Below are 6,588 nucleotides of genomic sequence, written 5' to 3' on the forward strand. Positions count from 1 at the left end.
CGACCGGTCACCTCCGGCCGCCATCACGAAACGCTCACCCCTGTTGACCGCTTAACCTCCACCCCCAATGCTTTGGGGAGCGATTCCCAGCGGCGAATGCAAACGGTCGACTGGCTCTGGATCCTGCATCCCGCCCTGGCGGTGGTGCTGATCTACCCCCTGATCGGCATGGTGGTGCGGCTGGGCGTCCAGGCCAGGGAGCGCCGGGTCGAGAAGGCCAAGCTGCCCCCCACCACCGGCCGCGACCACGCCGACCTGGGCCAGTGGCTCTCGGCGGGCGTGGTGCTGCTGGTGCTCGTGGCCCTCACGGTGGTGATCGTCACCAAGCAGCCGCCGGAGGGCTTCACGGGCGGCCCAGGCCGCGCCCTGCAGCTGCTGCTGGTGCTGGTGGGCACGGTGGTGTCCCTGCTGGCCCTCTGGCGGGTGAAGGCCAAGGGCTACCGGCTCGTCTTCGCCCTGCTCACCTGGGCCGGGGTGCTCGGCCTCGGCGCCCAGCCGGAGGTGTGGCGCCTCAGCGACAACCCGCTGAGCCCCGCGTTCTGGCAGTCCCACTACTGGGCCGGGGTGGCCGTGGTGGGGCTGATGATCTTCTCGATGGCCGCCCGCCCGGAGATCCTCAAGGATCTGCGCTGGCGCCGGATCCACCTGAGCGCCTCCATCCTGGCGGCGGTGCTGTTCGTGGCGCAGGGGATCACCGGCAGCCGCGATCTGCTCGAGATCCCCCTGGCCTGGCAGAAGCCCACCATCTATGCCTGCGATGCGGAGAAGCGGGTCTGCCCGCCCTTCGCCCCGCCTCCGGTGCCCGCCCCCCCGGTCGGCGCCGCCGGCAGCTGAGGCCGCCCGTGATCTCACCCGGTGGGGCCCAGGCTCCGGTGCTGTCCTTCTCCCCGGCCCTGGAGGCCCAGCTGCGCCAGTGGCTGGATGAGGACATCGGCCGCGGCGATCTGACGGCTCCCGCCCTGGTCGGCCGCACCGGCCGGGCCCACTGGGTGACGCGGGCCGACGGCGTGTTCTGCGGCGGGGTGCTGGTGGCGCCGCTGCTGGCGATCCTCGATCCCCGGGCGTCGGTGCGGTTGCTGGTGGGCGACGGGGAGCCGGTGGTGGCCGGCCAGCGGCTGCTGGAGCTGGAGGGGCCGGCGGCCGCCCTGGTGGCGGTGGAGCGCACCGCCCTCAACCTGGCCATGCGCCTCTCGGGCATCGCCAGCGCCACCGCCGCCCTGGTGCAGGTGCTGGCGGGCACCGGTGTCCGGCTGGCCGACACCCGCAAGACCACCCCGGGCCTGCGGGTGCTGGAGAAGTACGCCGTGCGCTGCGGTGGCGGCTGCAACCACCGCCTCGGCCTCGACGATGCCGCCATGCTGAAGGAGAACCACCTGGCCTGGTCCGGCGGTGTGGCGGCGGCGATCGCGGCGGTGCGGGCCTCGGCCCCCTGGCCGGCCCGGCTGATCGTGGAGGCCGAGACCGCCGCCGAAGCCGAAGCCGCCGTGCGGGCGGGGGCCGATGCGGTGCTGCTCGACGACTTCACCCCCGCGGCGCTGGCGGACCTGGTGCCCCGGCTGCGGGCCCTGGCGCCGGCGGTGGTGCTGGAGGCCTCCGGGGTGCGGCCCGAGCAGCTGGCCGCCTACGCCGCCACCGGCATCGATCTGATCTCCACCAGCGCCCCGATCACCCGCAGCCCCTGGCTGGATCTGAGCATGCGCTTCGCGGCGACCCTGGCCTGAGCCCAGCCGGGGCCGTGGCCGTGGCCGTGGCCGGGGCCATGGTGAAGAACCGCCTCACTCCCCTGGCCGCCGTGGCTCCGGCCCCGATCGGTTGTCAGAGTGAGCGCCGATGTCCCACGAGCCGAACCGCGTGCCGCAGCGACCCGTGCCGCCTCCAGCGCTTGCGCAGCCCACACCCCACCAACAGGCCGACCCGATCGGCATCGGCGCCTGGGCCAGGCGGTGCGCCGTGGCGGGACCCTCCCTGCTGCTGGCCCTGGTGGCGGCGCTGGGCAGCCCCACGGCGGCCAGGGCCGAATCCGTGCTTGAGCAGGCGGCGCGCACCGGCGAGATCACCATGGCCGGCCCCACCGACGTGGTGCCCTTCGCCTACCTCGATGCCAGTAAGTCGCTGGTGGGCTACAGCCTGGATGTGGCCCGGTTGATCGAGGCGGAGGTCTCCACCTATCTCAACCGGCCGGTGAAGATCGTCTACACCGCCAACGCGGATCCGCTGGCGGTGTTCCGGGACGTGAGCCGCGGCGATGTCGACCTGGCCTGTGGGGTCCAGTTCACCTGGGAGCGGGAGATGTTTGTCGACTTCTCCATGCCCTTCGCCCTCTCCGGGATCCGGGTTCTCACCCGGCAGGGTGGGCTCGATGGCTCAGCGGCCTCGATGGCGGGCAAGCGGATCGGTGTGGTGAAGGACTCCCTGGGCAGCGCCACCATCGCGGCCGTGCAGCCGACGGCGGTGCGGGTCCCCTTCGCCGGCATTGAGCCGGCGGTGCGGGCGCTGCTGGCCGGCCAGGTGGATGGGGTGGGGGGTGATTCCCTGCTGCTCGCCGGTGCCCTCCAGAGCCTCGGCGGCAAGGGTTACGGGCTGGTGCCCGCGGAGCCCTTCTCCCGCTTTGCGGTGGGTTGCATTCTTCCGGAAGACAATTCCACCTTCCGCAACCTGGTCAATCTGGCCATCGCCCGGTTGGTGCAGGGCTACCTCGACGATGAGCCGGCGGCCGTGGCCAGCGTCAACCGCTGGCTGGGTCCCAAGGGAGTCCTGGAGCTGCCCCCCGAGGTGATCAAGGCCTATTTCCAGTCCGTTCTGCTCAACTACGAACGGGTCCGGCCCCTGTCGGGCACGACCCCATCGGCGGTCGCCCCCACCTCCCCTGCTCGCTAAGCGGATTCCTCCCATGTCCATCACCTCCCGCGCGGCCCTGCTCGGTTTCTCCCTGGCCCTGGCGGCCCTGACCGCACCCGGCGCCGCCCAGGCGGCCCTGCTGCCCTCCCCGGCCAGCGGAGCCACGATCGAGCAACGGCTGCAGCGCATCACCGCGGCGTTCCGCGCCCAGGGTGACCAGAGCGGTGCTGACGGCGCCGCCGCCGGTGATCAGCGGCTGGCCTACGGCTTCGCCAACGCCGGCCGGGGCGGCTGGGGCAATGTGGCCGGCGGCGGCGGCTTCGTCAATGGTCACCCCTATTACGGCGGCGGCGCCGGCTTCCGCAACGGGGGCGGCGGTTTCGTCAATGCCAGGGGCGGGGGCGGCTTCGTGAATGGGGGCGCCTTGCGCGGCGGGGCGTTCCGGAACTGGTAGGCCCCTCCAGGGACCGCACCGGAGCCTGCGTTTCAAGCCTGGAAGCTTCCGTGGGCAAGCCAGCGAACCGCCCCTAAGGTGCAGCACGTTGACGAATCGGCGAATGGATTCTCCCGCTGCGGTGGCCCCCGGTTCCCTCCGATCCCGCCGCGGCAGGGCCCTGGCCCTGGGATCGGTGGTCTGCCTCTGCTCCCTGGGGGCCGCCCTGCCGGCCCACGCCGCCGACGCCGTGCTGGAGCAGGCGGCAAAATCCGGTGAGGTGCTGATGGTGGGTCCCGCCGACAGCCCGCCCCTGATCCGGATGGGGCCGAAGGGGGAGCCGGAGGGCTACGCCATCGACCTGGCCCGCCGCATCGACCGCCAGCTCAAGGCGGAGCTCGGCGAGTCGGTGCGGATCCGCTTTGCCCCCGTCGACAACACCGGCGTCACGGTGGAGGCCGTCGCCAGTGGCAAGGCAGGCCTCGCCTGTGGCGTGCCCTTCAGCTGGGAGCGGGAGAAGCTGGTGGACTTCTCCCTGCCCATCGGTCTTTCCGGCCTGAGGCTGCTCACCCGCAGCGGCGGCCTCGACGGGTCCCCGGCCTCCCTCGCCGGTCAGCCGATCGCGGTGGTGGAGGGGTCGCTCGGGGCCGGCTTCCTCGGTTCCCTCCAGCCCAGTGCCAAGGCGGTCAGCTTCCCCACCCTGCCCCAGGCCGTCACGGCCCTTGAGCAGAAGAAGGTGGCGGGGGTGCTGGGCGATGCCAACGTGCTGGCCGGCCTGCGGCACGACCGAAAGCTCTCCGGCGTGGCCCTGGTGCCTGAGCAGCCCTACGTGAGCTACGGCGTCGGCTGCATCGTGCCGGAGAACAATTCCCGGCTGCTGAACGTGGTCAACCTGGCCATCGCCAGCCTCTTCCAGGGCTACCTGGAGGGTCGTCCCGATGCCGTGGCCAGCGTCGCCCCCTGGTTCGGCCCCACCGGTGTGCTGGCTCTCCCCGCGGACAGGGTGCGGGCCTTCTTCGAATCGGTGCTGATCACCCGCGAAGGCCTCCTGCTGGTGGCCCCGGCCCCGGCGTCCCGCCCCTGAGTCCCCCCGTTCCGCCCCACTCTTCCGCCTCCCCTTCCTTCCTGGCAGCAACCCGATGACGAACCACCCCCGTTCCGGTCTGTTCGGTTTCCTGCTGTTGCTGGCCGCCCTGGCGCCGGCCGGCGCCGGGGCCAGGGCCGTCATCGACGCACCGTCCTCACCCCCCGTGGCGGCGGCCCCCGGCTCCATCGACGCCCGGCTGCGGCGCATCTCGGAGGCCATGGGACAGGCCACGGGCCAGCTGGCGGGGGCCGAGGGCCAGCCGGCGGGGGCGGAGGGTCGGGCCAAGGCCCCTGACGGCCGCCTCGCCTACATCTTCGTGAACGGGGGCGGGCCCCGCTTCGGCTGGGGCAACGGCGGCTTCCGCAACGGTGGCTGGGGCAACGGTGGCTTCCGCAACGGCGGCTGGGGCAACGGTGGCTTCCGCAACGGGGGCTGGGGCAACGGCGGCTTCCGCAACGGTGGCTTCCGCAACTTCTGGTGACCGCCACCGGTACCCCGCCACCGGGCAACCCGGAAGGGTTCGGGCCGTTGCAGTTGCTGGTGGTCCAGCCCACCCCCTACTGCAACCTCGACTGCGACTACTGCTATCTGCCCAACCGTGACGACCGGCAGCGGTTGTCCCTGGAGCTGCTGGAGGCGGCCCTGGCGCGGGTGCTGGAGAGCCCCTACGTGGGCGGCGACTTCACCCTGCTATGGCACGCCGGCGAACCGCTCACCGTGCCGATCGCCTTCTATGACGCCGCCACGGGGTGTGTACGGCGGGCGCTGGAGGGCTGGACGGGGGAGCCCCTGACGATCCACCAGTCGGTGCAGACCAACGCCACGCTGATCAACGAGGCCTGGTGCGACTGCTTCGAGCGCAACGGCATCGCCGTGGGCGTGAGCATGGACGGGCCGGCCTTCCTCCACGACCTTCACCGCCGCACCCGCACCGGCCTGGGCACCCATGCCGCCACGCTGCGGGGCATCGAGCACCTGCGCCGCCGCGGTATCCCCTTCCAGGTGATCGCCGTGATCACCGAGGAGTCCCTCGGCCACGCCGATGAGCTCTACGCCTTCTTCGTGGAGAACGGCATCACCGACGTGGCCTTCAACATGGAGGAGACCGAAGGGGAGAACCGCGTCTCCACCCTCAGCCGCCCCCGGGCCGAGGCCGCCTATCGCCGTTTTCTCGAACGGTTCTGGGCCCTGTGGCAGGAGCGGCCCGAGGTCATGCGGGTGCGTGAGTTCGAGGGCATCTGCAGCCTGGCCCAGGCCGATGCCCGGCTGGCCTGCACCGACATGAACAACCCCTTCGCGATCGTCAACGTGGATGCGAGGGGGGCGATCTCCACCTTCGATCCGGAGCTGCTGGCGGTGCACACCGACACCTACGGCGATTTCGTCCTCGGCCACGTCATGACCGACAGCCTGGTCTCGGTCGCCGAAAGCCCCAAGTTCCGGCGCATCCTGGCGGACATGCGCGCCGGCACCGACCGCTGCCGGGACGAGTGCGCCTACTTCGGCCTCTGCGGCGGCGGTGCGGGCAGCAACAAGTACTGGGAGCACGGCACCTTCGCCTGCAGCGAAACCCAGGCCTGCCGCTACCGGATCAAGATCACCGCCGATGTGGTGCTGGCCGGCCTCGAGGAGGCCCTGGGGCTGGCGTCCTGATCCCCCTGGGGGCCCATGCAGAAGAGCCGCTGCGGTGAGGCAGCGGCTCTTGGATCGATCAGCCGTGCAGCGCCGGCGCGTGGGCGAGCGGTCACAGCAGGGGCTGGGTGTTGACCAGCCAGGGGGTGGTCGGTGTGGCTCCGAAGCCGGCGGCCGGGAACGGCGAGGCCAGGGGGTTGGTGGCGAGGGGTTGGCTGCCGCCGAGGGAGGCGAGCTCCGTCAGGGCCATGATCGGATCGCTGTCGAGCAGCGGATCGGAGGTCAGGGTGTCGCCGAAGGCCATCGGGGCTTCGAGGATGTCGTCGCCGCCGACCGGGGCGAGGCTGGTGCCGCCGCCGATGATCGGGTCGACCGTCTCCAAAGCGGCCAACTGGGGCGTGGTGACCAGGGGCGCGCCGGTGGCAGTGACCGTGAACTGTTGCTGGAGCTGCAGGCCGGTGGAACTGGTGGGAGAGACGATGGGTCCCGCGGAGACGTAGTTCCAGTTGCTGTCGAGCGACCAGAAGTGGAAGCGGCCCGTGGACACTTCCTTCCAGAGAATCTGGTTCTGGTTGGTGCCGACGGTTTCGGCGGCGAG

General features: G+C 71.7%; 8 protein-coding genes. 7 read left to right on the forward strand and 1 reads right to left on the reverse strand.

Features of this window, described 5'->3' with window-relative positions:
* The first annotated feature begins 96 nt into the window (after nt 1-96).
* The 7 genes from KUG38_RS07040 to grrM all read left to right on the forward strand — a co-directional run bounded on the left by KUG38_RS07040 (nt 97) and on the right by grrM (nt 6,011).
* Nucleotides 97-834, forward strand: coding sequence for a DUF4079 domain-containing protein (locus KUG38_RS07040; RefSeq protein WP_216920148.1), 738 nt, complete (start codon nt 97-99; stop codon nt 832-834).
* 11 nt (nt 835-845) lie between these two features.
* Entirely contained in the window at nt 846-1,721 is an 876-nt protein-coding gene (gene nadC, locus KUG38_RS07045) for a carboxylating nicotinate-nucleotide diphosphorylase (protein ID WP_216920225.1), read from the forward strand.
* Between the two features lie 130 nt (nt 1,722-1,851).
* Nucleotides 1,852-2,877 carry an extracellular substrate binding-like orphan protein GrrP gene (gene grrP / locus KUG38_RS07050; protein WP_353617740.1) on the forward strand — a complete coding sequence of 342 codons (1,026 nt, stop codon included), beginning with the start codon at nt 1,852-1,854 and terminating at the stop codon, nt 2,875-2,877.
* Nucleotides 2,878-2,890: 13 nt separating this feature from the next.
* Nucleotides 2,891-3,292, forward strand: a complete 402-nt coding sequence (gene grrA / locus KUG38_RS07055; protein ID WP_216920150.1) for a GrrA/OscA1 family cyclophane-containing rSAM-modified RiPP — start codon at nt 2,891-2,893, stop codon at nt 3,290-3,292.
* A 103-nt stretch (nt 3,293-3,395) separates the two neighbouring features.
* Nucleotides 3,396-4,355: an extracellular substrate binding-like orphan protein GrrP gene (grrP, locus tag KUG38_RS07060; protein WP_216920151.1), complete on the forward strand. Its 960-nt coding sequence runs from the start codon at nt 3,396-3,398 to the stop codon at nt 4,353-4,355.
* Nucleotides 4,356-4,410: 55 nt separating this feature from the next.
* Nucleotides 4,411-4,839: a GrrA/OscA1 family cyclophane-containing rSAM-modified RiPP gene (gene grrA / locus KUG38_RS07065; RefSeq protein WP_216920153.1), complete on the forward strand. Its 429-nt coding sequence runs from the start codon at nt 4,411-4,413 to the stop codon at nt 4,837-4,839.
* Nucleotides 4,836-6,011 (forward strand): cyclophane-forming radical SAM/SPASM peptide maturase GrrM/OscB, encoded by a 1,176-nt coding sequence (grrM, locus tag KUG38_RS07070; protein ID WP_216920155.1) that lies wholly within the window; start codon nt 4,836-4,838, stop codon nt 6,009-6,011. The genes grrA (KUG38_RS07065) and grrM overlap by 4 nt, the downstream gene beginning before the upstream one ends.
* Nucleotides 6,012-6,102: 91 nt before the next feature.
* On the opposite strand, the gene KUG38_RS07075 is transcribed toward grrM, so the two are convergent.
* Nucleotides 6,103-6,588: hypothetical protein (locus tag KUG38_RS07075; protein ID WP_502988684.1), on the reverse strand; the 486-nt coding region annotated here is incomplete at its 5' end.

This window comes from Synechococcus sp. CCAP 1479/9 (assembly GCF_019038535.1).
Classification (GTDB): domain Bacteria; phylum Cyanobacteriota; class Cyanobacteriia; order PCC-6307; family Cyanobiaceae; genus Cyanobium.